18 protein-coding genes are annotated in these 22,929 nt (G+C 60.3%); 8 read left to right on the plus strand and 10 right to left on the minus strand.

All coding sequences use genetic code 11. From position 1 onward, the window contains the following. The first annotated feature begins 122 nt into the window (after positions 1-122). The 6 genes from PG898_RS13120 to PG898_RS13145 all read left to right on the plus strand — a co-directional run bounded on the left by PG898_RS13120 (position 123) and on the right by PG898_RS13145 (position 4,284). Complete coding sequence (locus PG898_RS13120; protein ID WP_270824699.1) at positions 123-551, plus strand: VOC family protein; 429 nt, start codon at positions 123-125, stop codon at positions 549-551. 299 nt (positions 552-850) lie between these two features. Continuing rightward, entirely contained in the window at positions 851-1,291 is a 441-nt protein-coding gene (locus PG898_RS13125; RefSeq protein ID WP_270824698.1) for a hypothetical protein, read from the plus strand. Continuing rightward, the gene (locus PG898_RS13130) at positions 1,272-1,844 is read left to right on the plus strand and encodes a hypothetical protein (protein WP_270824697.1); all 573 of its coding nucleotides are present in this window, start codon (positions 1,272-1,274) and stop codon (positions 1,842-1,844) included. The genes PG898_RS13125 and PG898_RS13130 overlap by 20 nt, the downstream gene beginning before the upstream one ends. Before the next feature lie 610 nt (positions 1,845-2,454). After that, positions 2,455-2,886, plus strand: a complete 432-nt coding sequence (locus PG898_RS13135; RefSeq protein WP_270824696.1) for a MerR family transcriptional regulator — start codon at positions 2,455-2,457, stop codon at positions 2,884-2,886. A gap of 56 nt (positions 2,887-2,942) precedes the next feature. Next, positions 2,943-3,548 carry an NAD(P)H-dependent oxidoreductase gene (locus PG898_RS13140; protein ID WP_270824695.1) on the plus strand — a complete coding sequence of 202 codons (606 nt, stop codon included), beginning with the start codon at positions 2,943-2,945 and terminating at the stop codon, positions 3,546-3,548. 145 nt (positions 3,549-3,693) lie between these two features. Then, entirely contained in the window at positions 3,694-4,284 is a 591-nt protein-coding gene (locus PG898_RS13145) for an MliC family protein (RefSeq protein WP_270824694.1), read from the plus strand. A 61-nt stretch (positions 4,285-4,345) separates the two neighbouring features. Here the strand turns inward: PG898_RS13145 and putP are convergent, their stop codons facing one another. The 8 genes from putP to PG898_RS13185 all read right to left on the minus strand — a co-directional run bounded on the left by putP (position 4,346) and on the right by PG898_RS13185 (position 13,366). Next, on the minus strand, positions 4,346-5,854 hold the full coding sequence (gene putP, locus PG898_RS13150) for a sodium/proline symporter PutP (RefSeq protein WP_270824693.1): 1,509 nt from the start codon (positions 5,852-5,854) through the stop codon (positions 4,346-4,348). Positions 5,855-6,127: 273 nt separating this feature from the next. Continuing rightward, positions 6,128-7,051, minus strand: coding sequence for a L,D-transpeptidase family protein (locus PG898_RS13155; RefSeq protein WP_270824692.1), 924 nt, complete (start codon positions 7,049-7,051; stop codon positions 6,128-6,130). Positions 7,052-7,236: 185 nt separating this feature from the next. After that, positions 7,237-8,478 carry a mechanosensitive ion channel family protein gene (locus tag PG898_RS13160; protein ID WP_270824691.1) on the minus strand — a complete coding sequence of 414 codons (1,242 nt, stop codon included), beginning with the start codon at positions 8,476-8,478 and terminating at the stop codon, positions 7,237-7,239. Between the two features lie 133 nt (positions 8,479-8,611). Next, positions 8,612-9,811, minus strand: a complete 1,200-nt coding sequence (locus PG898_RS13165) for an acetate kinase (RefSeq protein ID WP_270824690.1) — start codon at positions 9,809-9,811, stop codon at positions 8,612-8,614. Between the two features lie 282 nt (positions 9,812-10,093). Further along, positions 10,094-10,564, minus strand: a complete 471-nt coding sequence (locus tag PG898_RS13170; protein ID WP_270824689.1) for a YhcH/YjgK/YiaL family protein — start codon at positions 10,562-10,564, stop codon at positions 10,094-10,096. Positions 10,565-10,864: 300 nt separating this feature from the next. Beyond that, the gene (locus PG898_RS13175; RefSeq protein WP_043132989.1) at positions 10,865-11,971 is read right to left on the minus strand and encodes a 1-acyl-sn-glycerol-3-phosphate acyltransferase; all 1,107 of its coding nucleotides are present in this window, start codon (positions 11,969-11,971) and stop codon (positions 10,865-10,867) included. A 221-nt stretch (positions 11,972-12,192) separates the two neighbouring features. Then, positions 12,193-12,744, minus strand: a complete 552-nt coding sequence (locus PG898_RS13180; RefSeq protein WP_268424666.1) for a GNAT family N-acetyltransferase — start codon at positions 12,742-12,744, stop codon at positions 12,193-12,195. Between the two features lie 61 nt (positions 12,745-12,805). Next, positions 12,806-13,366 (minus strand): GNAT family N-acetyltransferase, encoded by a 561-nt coding sequence (locus tag PG898_RS13185; protein ID WP_218409597.1) that lies wholly within the window; start codon positions 13,364-13,366, stop codon positions 12,806-12,808. 348 nt (positions 13,367-13,714) lie between these two features. Here PG898_RS13185 and PG898_RS13190 point away from each other — a divergent pair, with 348 nt between their 5' ends. After that, positions 13,715-15,481 (plus strand): M4 family metallopeptidase, encoded by a 1,767-nt coding sequence (locus tag PG898_RS13190; RefSeq protein WP_182787725.1) that lies wholly within the window; start codon positions 13,715-13,717, stop codon positions 15,479-15,481. A gap of 46 nt (positions 15,482-15,527) precedes the next feature. Here PG898_RS13190 and PG898_RS13195 read toward each other — a convergent pair whose 3' ends face one another. Continuing rightward, entirely contained in the window at positions 15,528-16,427 is a 900-nt protein-coding gene (locus PG898_RS13195) for a LysR family transcriptional regulator (protein ID WP_042648909.1), read from the minus strand. 208 nt (positions 16,428-16,635) lie between these two features. Between PG898_RS13195 and mdtH the strand changes: the two genes are divergently transcribed. Beyond that, positions 16,636-17,829: a multidrug efflux MFS transporter MdtH gene (gene mdtH / locus PG898_RS13200; protein ID WP_270824687.1), complete on the plus strand. Its 1,194-nt coding sequence runs from the start codon at positions 16,636-16,638 to the stop codon at positions 17,827-17,829. 202 nt (positions 17,830-18,031) lie between these two features. Here the strand turns inward: mdtH and PG898_RS13205 are convergent, their stop codons facing one another. Continuing rightward, positions 18,032-22,915 (minus strand): type I secretion C-terminal target domain-containing protein, encoded by a 4,884-nt coding sequence (locus tag PG898_RS13205; RefSeq protein WP_270830628.1) that lies wholly within the window; start codon positions 22,913-22,915, stop codon positions 18,032-18,034. Between the last annotated feature and the right edge of the window lie 14 nt (positions 22,916-22,929).

The following is a 22,929-nucleotide window of genomic DNA, read 5'->3' on the forward strand; positions in this document are numbered from 1 at the left end:
CTCAAGCGCAGCCAAATAGCAGCACACTGGAAGCTGACATTCAGGGGCGGTAGCTTGCCCAAAAACGATAACCAGCAATCAGACCGGTTTCTTGTCCAAAAATGTCTGAGTGGAGGCTGAGCATGGAAACGCAAACACTGCATCGGGGTCGGCTGATCGACCACATTCAGCTGGTGGTGAAGGACCTGGCCGCCAGCCAGCGCTTTTACAGCGCCATGCTGGCCGCCCTCGATATTCCCATAGGCGGCGCGGGTGACGGCTATTTCTGGGCTGACGAGCTGTTTGTCACCGCCATCAACAGCCCGGCGGCGCTTGGCGTACTCACCGGCCGCCACCATCTCGCCTTTCAGGCGCAAGACAGGGCCATGGTGGATCGCTTCTATCAGGCGGCGCTGGCCCATGGCGGTCAGGACAATGGCACCCCCGGCGAGCGAGCCTATCATCCCGGCTATTACGCCGCCTTTGTGCTCGACCCCGACGGCAACAATATCGAAGCGGTATATCACGGCGAGGCAAAGCGCAGCGCAGAGTCGGTGGAAATTCGGTTTTAGAAAGAGGGAGAAGACCCTCCCCCTAATTTGGGATCCCCCATGATGCAGTAAGATAACTATACCCTGCTACACCATGGTGAATATCATAAGTTACCCATTGCCCCCCTATAAAGTCGCAACAAAACATCTAAAATAAAACATAAACTTAACAGACTCAGCCATCTTAGATATGGCCACAATATACTGATATAAAAAATATCTCAGTAACCGTTATGAGTTTGGTACGAAGTCATGCGAAAGACTTTATTATCGAATTAGTACCCCCTACCATATAATTACTGTTAACTACCAAGGAAAGTATGCGCCAAAACCCCAGTTACTCTGATCACCAAGAAACGCTAATCGCATTGGTTACCCATTTAGCTTTGACGGATTGGTCTGCACGAACAGCTACAAACTTAGCCAAAGCTCTTTCTATCGACAAAAACGAAATTGAAACTGTTCTTAGCAGTTTCAAAGGGTTATTCAGACAATCTAAAAGGAAAAGTAAAAAAACAGATGACTATTTCTACAGCCTGCAAATTCGTCATGCAAGACAATGGCTAGATGAAGCGGAGGATGAAGATGAAAATGATAAAAAGCCACCACTTGAAGCAGAGTATATTACTAAGCTATTGGATTTAATAATATCTAAAGCTGCGGAAGAACGGCGCAATAAAATTGCTGTAATAGGACCTTGGGTTACAGCTTTTGCATCACTAATAGTAGCAGGACTGGCCATTGCATTTAAAAATAGTTAACAAGCAGCAATGGGCTGCCAAACCTGTAACTCAAATCGCTGTGCATGGTGTTAAAAACATTGGAGAAGCAATGAATCAAGACGAGAAAGAAACATCAATTTTCTTTTTGAAAAGTTGGTTAGAAGAAGTGATATACAGCGGAACTGAGTTTTTAGCCAAAATTAATAGACCATTCGATATTCATGATGACTGGTATCAAAGACGTATGTTTGATGAACATTATGTGCTTACAGCCACAGTAATGAGCATTCGTTTTTCAAAGCAAGTAGCTAATTATTCGCAAGGAAGTTTAAAATCTTCGTTGGAAAAATTTATTGAAACAACGCGAGATGCAGTAGATGTAAGAGATATGCGTGAACACTCTGATGAATACTTCCTTGGGAAAGGTAAGAAAAAAGACCAATTCTTAAAAGGAAGTACAGAAAATATTCAGTGTGATATGTCATCGTCAATTCAAAATGAACACGGATATATGCTCGGTAATGTTATTGCTATGGAATCAATTGTCGGTAGCTGTAAAATTTTGCTTGGTGACTTGAAAAAAAACAATTGATAGGTCATCAACTAGAATTTCACAACGCATGGTATTTTTCTTTTTCATTTATTCTAGAGAGCTGAATTGGTTCCACCATCATTCTGAGTGCTGCGTAGCGGTCAGAAAAGCGACTTCCCCATAAGGCAAGGGCTGGTACGGTATTGCGACCCCCTGCAAGCCGCCGAGCCGAGTTTAGCGGGTCAGGAGCGCCGCCATGGACAACGGCGCAGATGTGCCAGATCGGATCAGGGTGAGCACTGCTCGACCCCGATATGGCGCGAGAACAGGGATGTTCGAAGCGAGCTTTGGCCGAAGCCATGGATGGCGAAGGCCAAAGTGCCGTGTGCGGCGATCCGTCCGACCCGATGAAGGAGGCGAGGGAATCAGCGAAGCGGACGGCTTGCCGGGGGAGAAGACCTTTGGTCTTATGTTCAACAAAAAGCGGGTCTTTCCAAAGTCACTCACCCCGGCCCAAAGGGCGGGCGAAACCCCGTCCAAGGCCATGCCGCGCAATGCAATGCAATGCAATGCAATGCGCCGATGGCGCCCCCCTCCCCCATGGGGATGCATTCTCCCCTGCCACTGGCCTATAGTGGGCACCTTTCACACCCCCTTTGCGAGCAGCACCATGTATATCGGCGAATTTGCCCGGCTGGCGGGCACCACTCCAAAGGCAGTCCGTCTCTACGAGCAGCTAGGGCTGCTGCCCGAGCCCAGGCGGCGCGGCAAGTATCGCGTCTACCGGGCCGAGGATCTGGAGTGGGTCGGCTTTATCCGCGAGGCCCAGCGGCTTGGCTGCAAGCTCGGGGAGCTGGTTCCCCTGCTCGCGGACGTCACCAGCCTCGACCACTTCCCTTGGCAGAAGGTGGAGCAGCTTATCGCGGGCAAGCTGGCGCAGATCGAGGCGGAGATCGCCAAGCTGCAACGCCAGCATCAATCCCTGACCCAGTGCGCCGCCCTGCTGGCGCTGCACCCCTGCCGCTATGGCGCTCCCGTCCCACACGACTCAGAATCGCAGCTTTATCAGAGGGATGCAGGGCAGGCGCACAAGGTGGCTTGACTCTGTCCCATGGGACAAGGGGTGTAATGGGGGCTCACTTCATCAGGAGCCACGCCATGACACCCAAGCTGCTTATCATCAACGGCAACCCCAAACCCGACAGCCTCTGCCATGCCCTGGCCAGGGAGTATGCCCGCAGCGCCGAGGAGGGTGGCGCAGAGGTCACCCTGCATCACGTGGGGGAGCTCGCCTTCGAGCCGGATCTGCACCATGGCTATGACGAATTGCAGCCCCTCGAGCCCGATCTGCTGGCATTGCAGCAAAGCCTGAAGCAGGCCCACCATCTGGTGATCGTGGCCCCTCTCTGGTGGGGCCACCTGCCGGCCCGGCTCAAAGGCTTGCTGGACAGAACGCTGCTCTCGGGATTTGCCTTTCGCTATCAGAAGGGCAAGGCGCTTCCCGAGCGCCTGCTCGCCGGCAAGACGGCGCGCCTGTTGCTCACCATGGACAGCCCTGTCTGGTACTACCGCTGGTGGCTGGGCTCCCCCGTCGAACGCACCCTCGCCAAGCCGGTGCTGGGGCTCTGCGGCATCCAGCTGACCCATCGCCAGCATCTGGGGCCCGTCCACACCTCGGATGAAAAGGCGCGCCAGCGCTGGCTCACGCAAGCCGGGGCCGCCGCTCGCCAGGATGCGCAGCAGTTGGCGCGGCGGCGACCCTGAGCCAGGACGTCGACGACCCTGACCAGGGTTGTCGGCAACGAAGCCCCAAGGGGGCGGGCAAGGGAGCCTGGGGTGAAAAAGTCCTCGGCGGCCCGGCACCCTTGTGCTGTAGTAAGCGGGAATCCCTCTTGCTGGAGCCTTTTCGATGACCAAGATGTTGCTGGGCACCCTCGCCTTGATGCCACTGCTGGCCTGTGCCGCCACCCCCTCCTTTGATTGCACCAAGGCCCACAGCGCGACCGAGCAGCTTGTCTGCCAGGACGCCGGGCTGGCGGCGCTGGATAACGAGCTCGCCGCCCTCTACCCCAAGGCGCTGAGCCAGCTGTCGGCCGAGCAGCAGAAGACGGAGAAGGCGATGCAGCGCGGCTGGATCAAGGGGCGCAACGAGTGCTGGAAGGAGAGCGACTCGCGCCAATGCGTGGAGGAGAGCTACCAGCTGCGCATCACAGAGCTGCAGATAAAGGGGGGCCAGCTGATGGTGCCAAGCCCGGTCGACTACCAGTGCGACGGCGGGATCCGGCTCTCGACCTACTTCTACAACGAGGCCAAGCGGCCCGCTGCCGTTATCAACCTGAGCGAGGGGGCGCAGCAGTCGCAGGTGCTCGCCTTTGAAGCCCCCAGCGCCAGCGGCGCCCGTTACGAGGGGCAGAATCTCACGCTGCTGACCAAGGGGAACGAAGCCAGGCTGGAGCGTTATGACCAAGCCGCCCGGCAGTGCCGGGTCAGCGGCCAATAAGCCCGCCTCGCCATGAAAAAAGCCCCGCAGTTGCGGGGCTTTTTGTTGGCGGTCACCGGGGTTATTTCACCGCGATCGCCTCGGCTATGGGGGTCTGAAACTCCCGCTCGGCATCGGCAAAGCGATCCAGCATGGCCTTGGAGGGGGCCTTGTCCAGCAAGCTGAACAGCACTATGGCCAGGGTGGCGAAGACGAAGCCCGGGATGATTTCATACAGACCCAGCCAGCCGAACTGCTTCCAGACGATGACGGTCAGGGCACCGGTCAGCATGCCTGCCAGGGCGCCGTTGCGGGTCATGCGCGACCAGAGCACGGAGAGCAGCACCACGGGGCCGAAGGCGGCACCGAAGCCGGCCCAGGCGTAGCTCACCAGCCCCAGTACCCGGTTCTCCGGGTTCACGGCGACAGCGATGGCCACCACGGCGATCAGCAGCACCATGGCACGGCCGACCCACACCAGCTCTTTCTGGGAGGCGTTCTTGCGCAGGAAGGGCTTGTAGAGATCTTCGGTGATGGCGCTGGAGCAGACCAGCAGCTGACAGCTCAGGGTGCTCATCACCGCCGCCAGAATGGCGGAGAGCAGCACGCCGGCAATCCAGGGGTTGAACAGTATCTTGGAGAGCTCGATGAAGACGCGCTCCGGGTTGCCGGTAACACCGGCGGCCTGCTCGGTGAAGGTGGAGAAGTAGGAGAGGCCGAAGAAGCCGATGGCCACGGCGCCGCCGAGGCAGAACACCATCCAGGTCATGCTGATACGGCGGGCATTGACCATGGAGTGGTGGGAATCCGCCGCCATGAAGCGCGCCAGTATGTGGGGCTGGCCGAAGTAGCCCAGGCCCCAGGCCATCAGCGAGATGATGGCGATGAAGTCCAGGTTCTTGAACATGTCGAGGTTGCTGGCGTTCTGTGCCGCTACCTGCACCATGGCGGTGTCGATGCCGCCGACGGCGATGATGACGAATACCGGGGTGAGGATCAGGGCGAAGATCATCAGGGTCGCCTGCACCGTATCTGTCCAGCTCACCGCGAGGAAGCCGCCGAAGAAGGTGTAGGTGATGGTGGCCGCGGCACCGACCCAGAGGGCGGTGTCATAGCTCATGCCGAAGGTGCTCTCGAACAGGCGGGCACCGGCCACCACGCCGGAGGCGCAGTAGATGGTGAAGAACAGCAGGATCACCAGGGCGGAGAGGATGCGCAGCACCCGGCTCTTGTCCTCGAAACGGTAGGTGAAGTAGTCCGGCAGGGTCAGGGCGTTGCGGTTCTTCTCGGTGTGAACCCGCAGCCGACCGGCTACCCAGCGCCAGTTGAAGTAGGCACCTATGGTGAGGCCGATGGCGATCCAGCTCTCGGAAATGCCGCCGATGAAGACGGCGCCGGGCAGGCCCATCAGGAGCCAGCCACTCATGTCGGAGGCGCCGGCGGAGAGGGCGGTCACCCAGCTCCCCATGCGGCGGCCGCCGAGAATGTAGTCGTCAAAGTTCTGGGTGGCGCGATAGGCGATAAAGCCGATCAACACCATCCCGAGGATGTACACCAAAAAGGTGATGAGCATTGGGGTGCTAGCTGTCATTCAAAACTCCGTTATGTGACGTCTGTGTTCGTTCTTGCGACGAACTCTTCCTTAAAAAACCGGCCTAGAGTAATCAGCAGATCGCCTGATCACAACCACTTTTAACAAATAAAAAACACAGAGAAAACGTTTCACACCTAATCAAGTAACCAATCAAGAGCGGTTAGGCCGGATTATATCCCGGCGGTGCAAAGACTTATCCGTGGGATCCCCTCCCCTGCATCATAAAAAAGCCCCGACCTTGGCCGGGGCTCGACATCGAGGGCAACCGGATCAGCGGTTGATGGCGATGGGCATGCCGCTGCGTTGTTCCAGAGCCTGCTTGACCAACTGGGAATCGCTGTCGGCGTGGGCGATGAAGCGGGTCACAGCAGTGGACATGGGCAAGGGTGCCGGCAGGCTGGAGTTGAACTCCTCCTGGCTGCGGGAGAGCGGCTGGTGCACTTCCAGGTAGCGGCTGCCATCCGGCTCGACCGAAGCCTTGATCGGCTGGTTCACGAACTGGACACGGGTGCCGACCGGTACCTGTTTGAACAGGTACTCGATGTCGTCGTTACGCAGGCGCACGCAGCCGTGGCTCACCCGCAGGCCGATGCCGAACTGGGCGTTGGTGCCGTGGATGGCGTACATCTTGCCGATGTAGAGCGCGAACAGCCCCATGGGGTTGTCCGGGCCGGCCGGCCAGACCGCGGGCAGGGTCTCGCCCCGGGCGGCGTACTCGGCGTGCATCTTGGCGGTCGGGGTCCAGGTCGGGCCCGCCTTCTTGCGCTGTACACTGGTCACCCAGTCTTCCGGGGTGTCGGTGCCGAGCTGGCCGATGCCGATCGGCAGCACTTCCACTACCTTCTTGCCCTTCGGGTAGTAGTAGAGGCGCATCTCGGCGACGTTCAGCACTATGCCCTCGCGGGGGGCATCCGGCAGGATCAGCTGGTGCGGCACGACCAGCTTCTCACCCGCCTGCAGCAACAGGGGATCCGCCTTGGGGTTCGCTTCCAGCATGTTGGTCAATCCCAGCTGGAACTTGGCCGCGGCCGCTTCCAGGGGCTGGCCCGCCTCTTCGGCCGGCACCACGTATTCCAGGTTCTCGCCCACCAGGCGGCTGTTGGCCGCAGGCAGGGTATATTCGATGGCAAACCCGGGGGCGGCCAGGAGCAGGCTGCAGCACAGTGCGGCCGCCGTGTTGTGGAGGAGCTTCATAACTTTCCTGTGATATAGGGGGTGATACAGCACTCTGTGCCAGACCGGGCTCGGCGTGCGCGCCCGGGGCGAAGAGAAGGCCGCCATTTTTCTCCTCTGCACCGCAAATTTCAACCGACACGTGGTGACGGGTCGATGATTAATATGGCGTTTTCCCCTGGCCTCATCCTGTAACAATAATCAAATCACCCGTTCTTCCAGGCATGCATGTCATAACCGGTTGGGGATTGATGCAACCGCAGATGAAATTGCCCGATAATGGCGAATATGTGGTCGAATATATCGGCCTGGATCCCTTCGTAATCGGCCCAGGCGGTGGTCGCCGTGAAGCAGTAGATCTCCAGCGGCAGACCGTCGGAGGTCGGTGCCAGCTGGCGCACCATCAGGGTCATGTCCTTGCGAATGCCGGGGTGGGCGCGCAGGTAGGCATCCAGATAGGCGCGCAGGGTGCCGAGGTTGGTGAGGTGACGGCCATTGATGGGGCAGCTCAAGGCGTCGCTGAGCTGCTGGTTGTAGGCACTCAGCTCCTGCTCCTTGCGGCTGAGATAGGGGGCCAGCAACTTGGCCTGCTTGAGCTGCAACTGCTCTTCGGTGGTGAGGAAGCGCACGCTGGTCATGTCGATGTTGACGCTGCGCTTGATGCGCCGGCCGCCGGACTCCGTCATCCCCTGCCAGTTCTTGAAGGAGTCGGAGATGAGGGCATAGGTGGGGATGGTGGTGATGGTCTTGTCCCAGTTCGACACCTTGACCGTGGTGAGGCCAATGTCAGTCACCTCGCCATCGGCACCGTACTTGTCCATCTGCAGCCAGTCACCGACGCTCAGCATGCGGTTGGCGGAGAGCTGGATGCCGGCCACCAGACCGAGGATGGGGTCCTTGAACACCAGCATCAGGACCGCGGTCATGGCCCCCAGGCCGCTGAACAGGAAGAGCGGCGACTTGCCGAGCAGCAGGGCGATCATCAGGATGCCGACCAGTATGCTGGCCACCAGTTTCACCCCCTGGAAGATGCCGCGCAGGGGCAGATCCCGTCCGAGCCGGGTATGGCGGCTCACCGACAGCAGGCAGTCAAGCAGGGCAAACAGCGCGAGCAGCAGGAACAGCAGGATCCAGAGCTGGGCCAGCATCTCGATCAGTTGCAGGCTGTCGGATGCCTTGGGCAGCCAGATTTCCGCCTGACCGAGCAGCACGGCCCCCTGCAACACCAGGGCGAGCCGGTAGAACAGGCGCTGCTGCAGCTGGGGCGGCAGCCACACCTGCTTGGTCTTGCCGAGCAGCCCCACCAGACGCACCAGCAGGATACGGTGCAGCACCAGGTGCAGGGCCAGAGCGGTCAGCACGATGAAGCCCAGGGCGATCACCAGGGCGATCATGGGGGTCACATCGACACCCAGGCCTGACAACCAGTTGAAAAATATCTCCTTCATCTCTACCTCCGGGACGTGAAACTGCGGTCAGGGTACGTATCTGGCCCCTCATGTCAAATGACAGCTTGCTCAATGTGCCCCCGAAACGACAACGCCCGGCACAGGCCGGGCGTTGATTCGCTGCGAGGTGGCGTCAGCCGACCAGGCTCAGGGCATCGCGAGCGATGACCAGCTCTTCGTTGGTGGGCATCACCAGCGCCAGGCGGCTGCCTTCGGCAGTGATGGGGCCTTCGCCACCGAGCACGGCGGCGTTGTTCGCCTCTTTATCAACCTTGAAGCCGAACAGGGCCAACCTTGCCAGCACCATCTCGCGCACCATGGCGGCGTTCTCGCCGATCCCGCCGGTGAACACCAGGGCGTCCAGGCGACCGCCCATGGCGGCGGCGTAGGCACCCACATACTTGGCCACCCGGTAGGTGAAGACATCCAGCGCACGCTTGGCGCCGGTATCGGTGGCGTAGTTGGTGGTGACGTAACGGCAGTCGCTGCTCGCCTCGGTCATGCCCAGCAGACCGGATTCACGGGTCAGCACCTGGTTGATCTCGTCCACGCTGTAACCGAGCTGGTCGTGCATGAAGAAGACCACGGCAGGGTCGATGTCACCGGAGCGGGTGCCCATGGCCAGCCCTTCCAGCGGGGTCAGACCCATGGAGGTATCGACGGACTCGCCGTTTCGGATGGCGCAGACGGAGGCACCATTGCCCAGATGGCAGTTGATGATGTTGAGCTCGGACAGCGGCTTGCCCAGCGCCTTGGCGGTCTCTTCGGCGATGAAGCGATGGGAAGTGCCGTGGGCGCCGTAACGACGGATGCCGTTCTCCTGATAGAGCTTGTAGGGCAGCGCGTAGAGGTAGGCTTCCTGCGGCAGGGTCTGGTGGAAGGCGGTGTCGAACACGGCCACGTTCTTCTCGGCCAGGGCTGGGAAGACCTTGAGGGCGGCACGGATGCCGATGAGGTGCGCCGGGTTGTGCAGGGGGGCAAACGGAATGGCGGCCTCGATGCCGGCGATGACGCCATCATCGATGCGAACGGAGCGGGAGAACTGCTCGCCACCGTGCACGATGCGATGGCCGATGGCGACCAGTTGCTCGGCGAGAGTCGGATCCTGGGGCAGGATGTGACCCACTATGTGGTCAAGGGCGGCTTGGTGCGCAGCGCCCGCGCCCAGCATGGCTTCGCCCTTGACTCCGTGGAGTTTCCATTTGATACGTGCGTCATCCAGATTGAAGCATTCGGCCAGGCCGGACAGCATGTCCTCACCTGTTTCGGCGTCCATTACGGCAAATTTCAGGGAAGAGCTACCGCAGTTAAGGATCAATACCAACTTGCTCATGTTCTACATCTTCCTGTGCTTCGGCTTTACGCCGACAGTGTCGTGTCATCCAACATGGATGGGATTCCCCTGCCGGGGGCGTTATGGTCGCAGGAAAGTGCGCCCAATTTTTCAAACTGTCTGGCGCCGACCACCAACGCTGGGTCTGGCGCGCTCATCTATCTCAAACTGTCTGGCGCTAACCGCCAACCCTGGGCCTGGCGCGCGCGTCGAATCATCGATTCGGGACGGGCCGAGCGGCGGCCCTGTTGTGGCGGGTGCCCGGGCACCCGGCGCTGCAGCTCAGACGGTGGCCAGCAACGACTGGTGGACCTTGACAACCAGCTTCTTCACCAAGCCTGGGGTAGTCAGGGTACAGAGAGGGCGATGCAGTTCTCCCGGCCAGAAGATGGCAAAGTCGCCGGGCTGCAACGCCAGATAACTGGTCTGGTCGTCATCGACGAACCAGAGATCGGGGTGGGGATGATCGGCACCGTCGCTCACATAGGCATGGGGCCCGACGCCGATCCACTCCTCCCCCCGCAGCAGCAGCTGGATGTCCAGATACTGCTCATGAAACTCGCCGCGGCGATCCGCGACCGGCTCGGTCAGCGCTTCGCTCACCAGGCAGAACAGCTTGAGGCCGTCGATGTCCTGCTTCCCAAGCGGCGCCTCACGCCAGTGGGCAAGGCTCTTCACTACCTCGGCCATGATGCGGGCCAGGGGCGCGGGCAAGGGGGTGCGTTGCAAGGTATCCAGACTGCCGGTGATCATGGGGTTTGCATCCTTAGGTATATCTGCCGTCTATCTTTGTCCATCAATGAAAAAGGACCCCTAAAGGTCCTTATTCAGCGTCGCCTGCCATCCATGCAGACTCGAAAAGCGCCTGATTCATCTTGTTGGCGCCGGGTCACTGTTGCACAGTCGCCCGCCCCTTGCCAAGAGATACCCGCTCATTCACCCGATGATCGTACCAGTTGAAACAATATTATTCACTAGTCCATTGCCACCGACTTTGACCAGACGCAAAAACGGGAGCATCTGCTCCCGTTTTTTTCACCGAATCGGCGTCATTCAAACCTTGCTGGCGTTCTCCACCGGCTTGGCGTACATCGCGCGCCAGATGGCCTTGTGCTCTTCCGGCACCTCCGACTGGCGGGTCAGGAAGGCGGTCTGCTCTATAGTGCTGGCCTTGCCGGGCACATCTGCGGCCAGGTAGTTGCCCGGGAAGAGGCGGTAGCTGCTCCAGATCGCCTTGTCGATGAGCGCGGCCAGTTCGTCCGGATCGCTGAAGCCCTCGGTGATGGGGGCACCGAAGGAGACGTGTACCCGCCCCTTCTGGCCGATGATGCCGGCGACTATGCTCTCGATGTCCTCGAACTCGCCCTTCTCATAGCTGCCGTTGACCGACTTCTCGTAGAGCTCCCGCGCCTTGGCCTTGTCGGTGGGATCCACTTCGTAGCTGATGCTCACCGGCACGATATTGAGGCTGCGCATGTAGTCGACGAAGTCGATCTTCTGCTTCTTGCCGTCCACGTAGAACATCTTGAGGATGGCCGGATCCGTCTTGTCGTCCCCGTTCTTGGCGCGCCCTTCCTTCTGGGCGATCCAGATGGAGTGGCCTTCGTGCACCGACTGGCCGATGTAGGCCGACAGCTCGCCGAGGGCTTTCATCATCTCCCGCGGCCCCTTGGCGGAGCGCTTGACGATGAAGCTCTTGTTGAGCTTCATCAGCTCGGTGGCACAGGGCTTGCGCAGCAGGTTGTCACCGATGGCGATGCGCACGGTATCGAAACCGTGGGTGTGCAGCCCCCAGTTGACGAACGCCGGATCCATGGCGATGTCCCTGTGGTTGGAGACGAACAGGTAGCCCTGCTCCTTCTTCAGATGCTCGAGACCGGAGAAGCTCACCCCCTGGGTGGAGGTGGCGATCATGCGGCTCATGTAACGGGTCACCCCCATCTGCACCTGATGGATGGTGCTGACCTTGGCCCACTTGTGGCGCAGGAACTGGCGGATCAGCGGGCGAATGGCCCAGCCCAGCCAGCTCATCAGGGAACCGAAACGGTATTTGGCGATGGCGCCGATAAACTCGTCATCCTGGATCAGCCGCTCGATGGCAGCCGGCACTTCGTCATCGCGATAGGGGCGAATGTCCGCGAATCTATCTACTTCTGTCACAATGTCAGCCTTGCATGTATGGAGTCGCGACCAGCTGCTGCTGGCCGGGAAAATTCAGGGCGCAATTTTACACGCTTTTGGGGTCAGGGGTATGAGACGCACACAGATAGTGCGATCTTGCCGTGAAAAAGCCGAGATAACCTGGGTAACCAGGATCCGGGACGGTCTGTGCCAACGGCTTGAGAAGGAACTGGCCCAGCACGGAGAAAGCCATATGGGCCTCAACCTGCCGGATTGAGCAGCGCGGTGAGGACGTGGTCCTCCCAGCGGCCGTTGATCATCAGATAGTCCCGGGCATAGCCTTCCTGCTCGAACCCGAGACGCGCCAGCAAGGCGCCGCTGCGCCGATTCGCCGGCATGTAGCTCGCCATGATGCGGTGCAGGCCGCGCTCCCGGAACAGATAGTCGATGCCGGCGGCCACCACCTCCTGCATCAGCCCCTGCCCCTCATGGGCCTGGTCGATGGCATAGCCCAGATGGCATGCCTTGAACATGCCCATCATGATGTGGGTGAAGTTGCAGGTGGCGAGTACCCGCTCCCCTTTGGGATCGAGCGCCACCAATGGCACGGCGCTGCCGTCGAAAAACTGGCCGTAACCGTCGCGCAGTCGCCCCTGCCAGTGACCTAGGGTATAGAAACTCTCGTCGCGCCTCGGCTCCCAGGGCGCGAGGTGAACGCGGTTGCGCTGGTAGAAATCCAGCATCAGACAGGCCCGCTCCGGGGGCAGCACGGTCAGCCGGGTACGGGCCGTGGTGATATGAGGCAGAGTCATCACTGTGTCTCCCCATCCTGACCATGCATGGTGCCAGCGACCAGGCTGGGCCGGGACGCCATCAGTGATCCCTTTCCCGCAACCTGAGCCAGTCATCCCGCAGCAGACCGTAGTGGACGTGATCCACCACCCTGTCCGCCAGCCGCTCCGCCCGCCGGGTGATCCCCTCCTGCTGCATGCCGAGCCGCTCGCACACCGCCCGACTGGGTTCGTTCTCCAGTGCGGCGCTGATCTCCACCTTCTCCATCCCCATCTCCTCGAAGGCGTGATGAACCAGGGCCTGACAGGCCCGGGTGATGATGCCGTTGCCCTGCCAGCGCTCCGCCAGCCAGTAGCCGATGCTGACCTTGGCCAACCCCTGATCGATCTGGTTGTAACCGATGACGCCGACCACTTCCCCCTGATATTCGATGGCGGTGGTCAGCCCCTCGCCTCGGGCAAATTTCTCGATGGCGTGGCGAATGAAGGTGGCGCTGTCAGAGGGCTGCTGGATATGGGGAACCCAGGGCAGCCACTGGGAGAGATAGTCGCGATTGCGCTGGCAGAGGCGAAAGAGTTCGCTGGCCATGTCGGGCTGCAGGAACAGGAGCGCCAGTTCGTCATCCAGTTGCCATGAAAACATTGCTTCTCCCCCGCTTTTGGCCCGGCATTCGCCGTCATGGGAGCCAATGTAGTCAATCAATCCCTTGTTTGCCAAGGACTTTCGGCGCATATCACCGGCCGGCAACCCCCATATGGATGCCCCCATTCGGGTATCGCATTGAGCATTTCATCAATCATCCTCTCACTTGGTACAACGCACCAAATTTACGACGTTTTTTAGCTGTCACCGATGAAAACAGTCAGATCTGCTGCTCCTTTATGCTGCTCTGTCACATATGACAGGCAGTAATTTCAGGCGGGCCCACTAGTGTAAATGCGCCGGGCGACAGACCCGGTGTGTAATATTCATCGACTAAGGAAAGACGAGATGAACAAAGTCTATTTGGCCGTGGTACTGGCCTGCTGGGGAAGCGCCGCCATGGCGGCAGAACAGGTGGAAGTGAATCAGGTTGCCGGTCTGTTGGGAGCACCGAGCGGTGCTGCGGGGGTCAGCGCGCTGGCGGGAGAGGGCGAGTTTCGTCAGGTGCGGGCCGTCAAGCTGCCTAATGGCCAGCAACGAGTGCGCTACGAGCAGACCTGGCACGGCATCCCGGTCTGGGGGCAGGTACTGGTGGCCGAGCAGTCCCTCGGGGGTCAGATAAGCCAGGTCTCCGGCCAGATGCTGCGCCAGATCGATGCCGATGTGGCCAGTCCGACTGCCGCCCTCTCCCCTGGCGATGCCGCCCTCAAGGCCCGCGCCGGAGCCAAGGGCAGCAACGAGCGGGTCAAGCTGTTCGTGATGCAGGATGAGGCCGGCCAGGCCCGGCTGATCTACCTGGTCTCCTGGCTCGCGGCGAGCGAAGAGCCGAGCCGCCCCTTCGTGGTGATCGATGCCCAGAGCGGTGCCGAGCTCAAGCGCTGGGAGGGGATCAACCACAAGGACGCCACCGGCCCGGGCGGCAACCTCAAGACCGGCAAGTACTTCTACGGCGCCGATTTTGGCCCCCTTCAGGTGGACGACAACTGCCGCATGACGGGCACGAACGTGGACACGCTCAACATGAATCACGGCACCACGGGCGGGGCCATCCATCAGTTCACCTGCCCGGAGAACACAGTCAAGGAGATCAACGGCGCCTACTCGCCGCTCAACGATGCCCACTACTTCGGCAACGTGGTGTTCGACATGTACCGCAACTGGTACAACACGGCACCGCTCAGCTTCAAACTGAAGATGCGGGTGCACTACAGCCGCAACTACGAGAACGCCTTCTGGGACGGCAGCCAGATGACCTTCGGTGACGGTGCCACCACCTTCTACCCCCTGGTGAGCCTGGACGTGGCGGCCCATGAGGTGAGCCACGGCTTCACCGAACAAAACTCGGGCCTGGTCTACTCCGGTCAGTCGGGCGGCATCAACGAGGCCTTCTCCGACATGGCGGGTGAAGCGGCCGAGAACTACATGAAGGGCAGCAACGACTGGCTGGTGGGAGCCCAGATCTTCAAGGGCAACGGCTCCTTGCGCTACTTCGAGGATCCGACCCGAGATGGCAGCTCCATCGGCCATGCCAGCGACTACTATGACGGCATCGACGTGCACCACAGCTCGGGGGTCTACAACCGCGCCTTCTACCTGCTGGCCAACACCGGCGGCTGGAATACCCGCAAGGCGTTCGAGGTGTTTGTGCTGGCCAACCGCCTCTACTGGGGCGCCAACACCACCTACGATCAGGGCGCCTGTGGCGTGACCAGGGCGGCTACCGATCTGGGCTACAGCCTGACCGATGTGGCGGCGGCCTTCAACACGGTCGGCGTCAACGCCAGCTGCGGTGCCACACCACCGGCCGGCACTGTGCTGCAAAACGGCGTGCCGGTGACCGGCCTCGCAGCCGCCAAGGGGGGCAAGCTGAGCTACACCATCGAGGTGCCGGCCGGCAAGAGCCAACTGGTGGTCGCCAGCAGCGGTGGCAGCGGGGATGCGGATCTCTATGTGAAGTTTGGCTCGGCACCAACCAGCACCAGCTACGACTGCCGTCCCTACAAGAGCGGCAACACCGAAACCTGCACCCTGAATGCGCCCAAAGCGGGCACCTGGCACGTGCAGCTCAGCGGGTTCAGCGCCTTCTCGGGGGTGACCCTCAAGGCCAGCTACTGAGCCTGAACGGGAATAAAGGAGAGCGCCGGACTTGTCCGGCGTTTTTTTATGCGGGCTTCCCTGACCAGCGCCTGGCCAGGGTACGCGCCGCTTCCAACACCCGCTCCTTGGCGGGATTGGGCCGCTTGCCGCTGCGCCAGGCCATCATCACATCCCAGTGATCCGGCGGCAGATCCGTCACATCCAGTCTCACCAGGCGGCCGAACTCCAGATCCCGGGTAATGGCGAGCGCCGGCATCAGGGTGATGAAGCCATGCTCCAATGCCAGCTCCCGCGCCGCACTGGCTGGCTGGATGGCGTGCAGCGGACTCGTCACCTGGCGCAGCAGCCGCAGCTGCAGGATCAGCTCGTCACACCCGGTGCCCCACTGCTGGGGGGCCAGCCGCTCGTTGGCAATGTCCTGCAGGGTCAACCCCTGCCGACCGGCCAGCGGGTGGGTGGCGCAGGCCACGGCGATGATGGGAGAGCGATAGAGCAGTTCGAGCTGGATACCGGCGATGGCGGGACACTTGAGGATAAAGCCGACGTCGGTCTCGCCGGTCAGCAGCTCCTGCATGATGATGCCGGAGTGATCCGTGTTGCAGCGGATCTCGAAAGCTTCATCCACCAGGGCCAGCAGCAAGGGGCCGAATACCGCCGTGGTCAGGGAAGGGAGACAGGCAAGCTTGATACGTGGCAGGGCGGGCGCTCCCTGCATCGCCAACCGCCCCCCCTCCAGGGCGCTCAGGGCTGCGCTCGCGGCAGGCAGAAACTGCTCGCAGGCCGGGGTCGGGGTAGCCCCCCGCCGATGGCGACGAAACAGGGACTGACCCAGCTCCTGCTCCAGCACGGCGATCCGCTGGCTGACCATGGGTTGTGACCAGCCGCGAATGGCCGCCACCTTGCTGAAGCTGCCACGGTTGGCCACGTCCAGCAGCAATTGCAAATCATCGAGTGTCACAGCCATAACCAAATCCAATATGAAATATAGCCAGTTGTCGGCTACCACTATATCTGGCGCCCCACCAGAATAGCAGCATCAATCGTCATGAAATGGCAGAACGCCAGCGAGTCAGGGACTTATCGTCGCCCTTGGCTCTGTTTGGTGACGGCGCCATTCGGACAATGAGTACACAACAAATAATGTCATCGAAGCAAGCAGGGGTATAAGGGTCATGGTGGAGCGGGCGAGGTGGTTGGGGCGGTGGTTCTTGGCATTGGATTCCCTCTTGGTGATCCTGGGGTTCTTCGTGGTGATGCCCATGATAAGCCTGCGTTTCGTGGATCAACTTGGCTGGGCCGCCGGTGTGGTCGGGCTGGCGCTGGGGCTGCGCCAGCTGACCCAGCAGGGGCTGGGGGTCTTCGGCGGCTCCCTGGCCGACAAGTTCGGGGCTCGCCCCCTCATCGTCTGCGGCATGTTGCTGCGGGCGCTGGGTTTTGCCAGCCTGGCCTATGCCCAGAGCGGGCTGGAACTCATTCTCTCCTGCATCATCTCGGGACTCGGCGGCTGTCTGTTCGATCCGCCCCGGGCCGCTCTGGTGATCAAGTTCACCCGCCCGCGGGAGCGCGGCCGCTACATCTCCCTGCTGATGATGCTGGAGAGCGCCGGCGCCGTGATGGGCGCCCTGCTCGGCAGCTGGCTGCTGAACTTCGATTTTGAATATGTCTGCCTGCTGGGAGCCGGCCTGTTTGTCTGCGCGGCCCTGTGCAACCTGCTGATCCTGCCCCCCTACAAGCTCTCCCTGCGGCCGACCCCGATCCGGACCGGCCTCGGCCAGGTGCTGGCGGACAAGGCCTTCTGCCGGCTGGTACTGATCCTGAGCGGCTACTACGCGCTCTGGGTGCAGGTGATGCTGATCTTCCCCATCCTGGTCAAGCAGATGGCGGGCAGCACCACGGCGGTGGGATGGATGTACACCCTGGAGACCGCCATTTCGCTGGCGCTGCTCTATCCGTTGGCGCGCTATGGCGAACGGCACTTCAAGCTGGAGAGCCGGTTGATGGCGGGGGTATTGCTGATGACGGCAGGCATCGGGCTGGTAGCCTTTGCCACCACCTTGCCAACGGTATTCATGCTGCTTGCCTGCTTCTATCTGGGGATCGTCATCGCGGAACCGGCGCGGGAGACGCTGATGACCAAACTGGCCCAGCCGGGGGCGCGCGGCAGCTACATGGGCTTCAGTCGCCTTGGTCTGGCGCTGGGCGGCATGACCGGTTACGTCGGTGGCGGCGCCCTGCATGACTATGCCAATGCCCAGGGACAACCCTGGTTGCCCTGGCTGGTGCTCGGCACCGTCGGCGTCACCACCCTGCTGCTGCTGGTAAACTACTTTCAGCGCGATTCCCGTCTGGCCCAGGTCAATGCCTGATCCCTGAGCACACATGCAGTCGACATAGTCCTCCGGGCGCCCCTCATTCGAGGCGGCGCCCTTCTTTTATCCGGCAACACAGGATCGACGACCAGCCTCTCCATGCTGGTCCCTCGTCCCTATTTTCCTCACTTCACTGACCGAATCGCGCACATAAAAAAAGCGGCAGATTGCTCTGCCGCTTTCTGATCCCCTGGCCGGATTACTTGTCGATATCCAGCATGTGATTGTTCGGATTTAACATGTAATCGATCACCTGGTTGGCCGTGGTCCCCGTGCCCCCCGTTAGGGTGTCGAAGGTGTGGTTCATCAGCACTATCTCCTGAGTTACCGGTGCAGTAACGCTCTCCTTGACCTGCAGATGCACCCCCTCGCTGTCCTGGAACACCGAGAGCAGGCTCTTCAGGGAGCTCTCGCTCTTGCTGCCATCGCTGTCGAGCAGATCGCTGAGATCCAGCTTGTCCCCTTCCGACTTGCTGAAGTCGACGATGTAGTCCTTGGCCACCTTGCCGGCTTCGGTATCCCCCTTCAACCAGATGAAGGTATCGGCCCCCGCATCCCCCTTCAGGATGTCATTGCCAAGCCCGCCGACCAGGATGTCATTGCCCAGACCACCGCTCAGGGTATCGTCGCCGATACCGCCAAACAGGGTATCGTTGCCGCTACCACTGTACAGGGAATCGTTGCCGCTCTCGCCGTACAGGGTGTCGTTGCCGGCACCACCGAACAGGATGTCGTTGCCAGCCCCGCCGAACAGGAAGTCATCGCCCCCCTGGCCGAACAGGATGTCGTTGCCATCCCCGCCGATTAGCACGTCAGCCTTGTCGTTACTGGAGGACTGATCGAACTCGCTGGCGTGATCCGTGATGTAGGAATGCACCTGGGCATCGGTCACCGACCCGGCCCCCAGCTTGCCGCTCACATACTGCTTGATGGCTGCGTAGCCTTCACCGCTGATGCCGGTGAAGCGTACAGCGTCGCCAAACAGGATGTCGTCGCCGGCCCCGCCATCGATCCGGTCGCTGCCCGGCAGGTTACTGCTGGTGGAACCCAGTATGGTACTGGCCAGATCGCCGGCTGACACATTGGACTGCACCACCTTGTCGCTATCAAACAGCTTGAGAATATCGCTCGATACTCCGCTGCCGATCCCAATTGCGGCCAGCACCACATTGTTTGCCTCCAGCAGCGGCAGCACGCTCAATGCGTTGTTTCTGGCTGTGTCATTGGTATACCGATAAATGTAAGCATCTGAGATTTCGAAGCTTCCGTCCCCCTGGGGTTTAAGGGTTCCAATGACGCTATATTCCCATTTCTTTCCATTCTGCGACCACTGTCTGACATCGCCGTTGGTATCGACAATCACCCTCTGGGCGCCGCCGATGTTGGCGTAGAAGGCCGCTCCCGGTACGTAGTTGTTGACGTTGACAAAAGTATCCAGCCCTTCCCCAGTCTTGGTGTTCACGACCGGATTGGTATTTTCGTTGTAGAAGAAGGAGTTGGGTTCTCCATCGGTGATGAAATAGGCCAGATTCTTAGCATTGGTGTTGTTCTTGGCCATGTCGCTGTTGAACCAGTTGGAGGTTGCCTTGAGGGGATCCTCATAGTTGGTATATCCCTCATAGCCATTCATCTGGCTAATAACATCCTCCAACAACCCCCAAGAATTGGGATCTTTCAGATCCACGCTGACGGAACGATTAACCTGGGTATCAAAATCGACCAGGAAGACGTTGACCTTGCCCGCCGACTCCTTGCCCGCGCTCGTCTGAAGATCTTTGAACACCTGAATCAGCTGATTTCTAATCGTCGCCATATCGCCACCAATACTGCTCGATGTGTCGACCATAAAGGCAAGGTTGTAGTTCTGGCCGGGCAGCACCACGCTACCATCCAGATCCCCCACCACGATATTGTGTTCGCTGCCATAGGTCCGGCTCTGATCCCCCGGCTCCCCTTCGGTGGCGTTGAAGTAGCTCAGGCGGATGCTGTCATCGTCGGTGGCGGAGCTGGTCTGATCGGTCCCTACCTCCTTGGCGATGGCCTCAACCTTGAGATCGACCTGGCCGGCACTGCTGCCGGGGACTCGCAGGGTCAGCCCGCTCAGCTTCACATCCAGCGCGCTCGCACTCCACAGACCGCTGTTAGCGGTGAAGGTGAGCTTGCCATCATCCCCGACTGCGCCCAGCAACTGGTTGCCGTTATAGAGCTGGGCGCCCTTCGGCATCCCGCTCAATACCAGGCTGTCGAGCACTTCGCTGCCATCCCGATCGCTCAGGGAGACGCTCACCTCCAGCGGGTAGTCGACCACCACCGGCTGCACCAGGGTCAGCACGCCCGTATCCTGATTGATCTGGTAGACACCGTCGGCGAACTGGACATACTCCACGTCGTGCAGCGCCTTGGTGATGCCGACCCCCTTCTCCGTGACGGAGAAGTTGAACCAGCGATCATTGATCGAGTATCCGCTGCCCTTCGTGATAGCGTAGTCGGCACGGTTGCCGGACAGTACAGCGATATCTTTATCACCAGCACCGCCATAGAGAGTATCGCCACCCAACCCAGCGACCAGAATGTCGTTTCCAACGCCGCCGTCGAGGGTATCGCCCGACACTGAGTTGCCACCGACCAGCACGTCATTGCCGTTGCCACCGACGAAGTGGTCGCCGCCCCCCTTCACGCTGACGATGTAGTCGTTGCCATCACCACCCACCACGGTGTCCTTACTAGAAGTGCTATCGGTCAGAGTGTTGGTGATCCCGAGGTCCCCCTTGTCGAAGCTGCCGGACTGGAACTGGCCCGTGGTGATCCCCGAGCTCGGGAAGCTCTGGCTGTAAGACGGCATGCCATTCCCCATCAGGGTGACGTTGACCGTGGGCTTGTCGGCCACCGCAGTCACGTCGATCACCAGCTTGCCGCTGTTGCTGAGGTTGGCCCCGTCGCTTACCTGGTAATCGAAGCTGGCGTAGTCCCCCTTCATGTTGCCGGTGACGGCACCGCCACCATTGCTGGCGCTGGTGCTCGACTCGTTCACCCCGGGCACGAAGCGCAGATGACCCGCATTCACCTCGGCATAAGAGATAAGGGCACCGCTCGAGACGGTCACCCACTGACCCGCGGCATTGAGATACTCGAGCTTGCCACTGAGAGGCAGGGTGCCGATCTTCACGCTGAGATCGCTCGCAGCCTGATCATCGCTGGCACCAAACTGTGCCCAGGTCAGCACCTGGGGCTTGTCTTCCTGCCCGGCACTGTGGCCCCCTGCAGCGGTCGGCGCCCGATCGTTGTCAAGGATGGTACCGGTGCCGCTCTGGCCACCTATGGTCACCGACAGGGTCTCGTTTGCCTCGACCAGACGATCGTTCACCGTCGGAATGGTCACGGTGAAACCGGATACCCCGGCCGGCACCGTGATCTTACCGGTGGTGCTGTTATAGGTCACCCCGTTGCTGAACTGGGCTGTGCCCCAATCCAGGTTGGATGCGGGGTTGATGCCGTTGCCCCTGATGGCGAAGTCATATTGCGTCGCCTCCTGGGTCGCGTCGGACAGGGTCACCGTATGTTCCAGGCTACCGCCTTCGGTCACGCTGTCGACAGAGATCCCCTGCACCATCGGCGTAAAGAGCGGCTTGGTGGCAAACGACCCGATACTCACATCCCCATCGCCATCCGTCACCTGGATCCGGAAGTCGATGTCGCCATCCCCCAGCGGCTTGGACATGCTCTGGTACTGGAAGAACTCCCACTTGCCGGTGGCCGGGGTGAATTCCAGACGGAACACCAAGGTGTCGTCGCTGGCCTTACCGATCAGGGTATTGGCCGACTCCATGCTGGTGGTGATCAGCTTGCCGGTGGCCGTGGTCAGGCCGGTCTCGTTGGAGCCGAGCAACTGCATGTAGCCCTTGCCATCTGCTCCCCACTGCGGAGTGACAGTACCCGAACCGTAAGCAATGGCGGGTACCGTGGTGGCACCGAGGAACTCGATGCTTTTCACGGTGAAGTCGCTGTTGTCGGCGTACAGACCGTTACCATTGTTGGTGGCCTTGATGACCATGGTATCGAAGCCACCCTGTTGCACCTGGAAATTGCCCGCATAGTCGCCACCCGCAGCATTGGAGCTGAAGGTCTGGGTGCCGATCAACACGCCACCGCGATAAAACTCGACCACGCCACTCTCCAGTTCGCCGCCGAACATCTGGCTGAACTTGATGTTGGCGCCATAGGCCACCTTGCCCGCATCCAGCTTGATGGTGAGCTGCTCTGAAGCCGAGGTGCCGTTTGCAAAGTGACGGAAATCAACTTCGTTGGCGAGGTTGTGATTCGGCGAACCCACACTGGAAACCCCCAGGCCTGAGCTGGAGCCGTTGACGTTGGCGGTGATCAGGGTCGAGTTGGTCGACGAGGTAAAGCCCAGCGCCGTGATACTGAAACCGGACACGTTAAGGGTCGTCTGGTTGCTGCCACTGTATTTGGTCAGATCAAACAAGCCGGTCAGGGTATCCGGGATATTGGTCTTGATGACGGACACGGCCGCGGCATCACCAGCGATCGGCGCATCATCCTCGACCGAGATGAGCAGGTCACTAGAGGTACTTGTCTTGCCATCCGATACGGTCACACCAATCTTGATGTCTTTTACATCCTCATTATCAGGATTCTGATGGTCAACCGGGGCCTTGAGGGTCACGTCGTAGCTCCACTCACCCTTGCTGCCACCAACCGGCGCGGTCAGCTTCACGTCCATGACCGTCTTGTAGTCGGTACCACCCGGTGTACCGGTATACCCGGTCAGCACCTTGGTGGCAGCATTCCAGCTCCACTGCACCGTAGCCCCCCCGGAAGTCAGACCCGCCGGCCCATTCAGGCTGATGGTCAGACTATCCTGGCTATCGACGTCGCCGACTGTGATCTTGCCGCTGGCAGCCACACGGTCAGTGGTATCACTGCTGCCTGACGTATCGGCAATGCCGCCGGCAAGCCCCTCTTCGGAGACCAGGGCCCCCTTGTCGATGTTCAGTGTCGGCGCGTCGTTGCTGCCGGTGATGGTCACGGTCACGCTCGACGGGGTGCCGTCCACGCTGGTCACCGCGAAGCTCTCGC

This window comes from Aeromonas sp. QDB31, assembly GCF_027707605.1.
In the GTDB taxonomy this organism is placed as follows: domain Bacteria; phylum Pseudomonadota; class Gammaproteobacteria; order Enterobacterales; family Aeromonadaceae; genus Aeromonas; species Aeromonas media.